General features: G+C 52.5%; 1 protein-coding gene. It reads right to left on the bottom strand.

Going from position 1 to position 1466, the window contains the following annotated elements:
* Window positions 1–1466 (bottom strand): condensation domain-containing protein (locus tag ACTJKB_RS30830; protein ID WP_440838033.1); only part of this gene is annotated, 1466 nt, incomplete at both ends.

The raw sequence follows: 1466 nt of genomic DNA, 5'->3' as shown, positions 1-1466 counted from the left end.
AGTTTCTTCACGGCCATTCCCAGGGCGCTGATAAGGAGGTCATTGATCTCGGTACTATATGCCCGACCTGACTGGTGGATGAGCTGCTCGGTTTCTTTTTCATTTAATTGTATCGTGCAGCTGCCGTACCCGCTTTCTCCGGTCTGTTCGTCCATCCCGAGTTCGCCTGCCGCCATCCGTGTGGCTACTTGCTCCCAGTACGCCCGTTCTTTCTGCAGCAGGGGGCTGTCCTTATATTCGGCCAACGCCTCCGCCCATGCCTTATAGGACGCTGTCTTTGCCGGAAATTCGATCTTTGCCCCTTCTTTGACTTGCCGAATGGCTGTGCTGATATCTTCCTGCAGGATACGCCACGAGACCCCGTCCACCACAAGATGATGGATCGCCACAAACAGCAGATTCCCTTCACCCGTACGGAACATTGCTGCCTTCACCAGCGGACCTTCTTCTAAGTTGATACTGCGATGCAGATCTGTACATGCCGCTTCCATTAATTCTACTGCTGTTTGTTCTTTGCTATAGTCATACACCTTTAGCTCATAGGCTTTGTTGGCACTCACTTTTAGGATCTCTAACTGGCCTTCCCGGTAGACGGATCTCAGGATATCATGATGTGCCGTAAGGGCATCCAGCACTTTCCGAAGCTGGTTCTCCTCTTCCAGATCAATTTCCATCAGCATGTCCTGATTGAAGTGGTGTGGCTTAGAAAGATTCCAGGAGGCAAACTCCCTGACGATCGGTGTCAGGGGTACGCTGCCGCTTACTTCCTCTTGCTCGTACTGTTCCTCTAAGGCAGATTTTTGTGCCGCATAACTGATCGCCTCAACGGTATACTTTTGCATGATATCTTTGATGGCGATGTGATATCCGGCACTTCTTAGCTTCGATACGATCCGTATCGCCTTGATCGAGTCCCCGCCCAGTTCAAAGAAGCTGTCCTGCGTACCGACTCGCTCTACGCCCAGCACTTCACTAAAGATACTGCATAGTTGTTCTTCAAGTTCGTTTTTCGGAGCCGTGTATTCCTTCTCGCTTACGGCTACGATCTCCGGCAGCGCCCGTTGATCCAGCTTACCGCTGCGCGTCACCGGCAGTTGTTCAATTTGTATCATATAGGCTGGCACCATATACGCCGGCAGCACTTCCTCCAGGTCCCGCCTCACTGCCTGCAGCTGGACTTGGTCTTTCGATATGAGGTACGCAAACAGCGCTTTCTCTCCGTCATGGGCTTCCCGCACGATGACCGCCGCATCCTGGATCCCTTCGAGCTGCCGCAGCGCATGTTCCACTTCGCCCAGCTCGATCCGGAATCCTCTGATTTTCACTTGATCATCCATACGGCCTAAATAGGCAATGTTCCCATCCGGCAGCCATTTCGCTAAGTCCCCTGACCGGTACAGTTTCCCCTCCCCGTAGGGATTCTCAATAAACTTCTCTGCGGTTAGGGCCGGAAGATTCAAGTACCC

Origin of the sequence: Paenibacillus sp. 22594, from assembly GCF_052044425.1 — a bacterium.
Classification (GTDB): Bacteria; Bacillota; Bacilli; order Paenibacillales; family Paenibacillaceae; genus Paenibacillus_AQ.
Note: the sequence above shows the minus strand (reverse complement) of the source record. Positions and strands in the feature narration are given on the sequence as shown.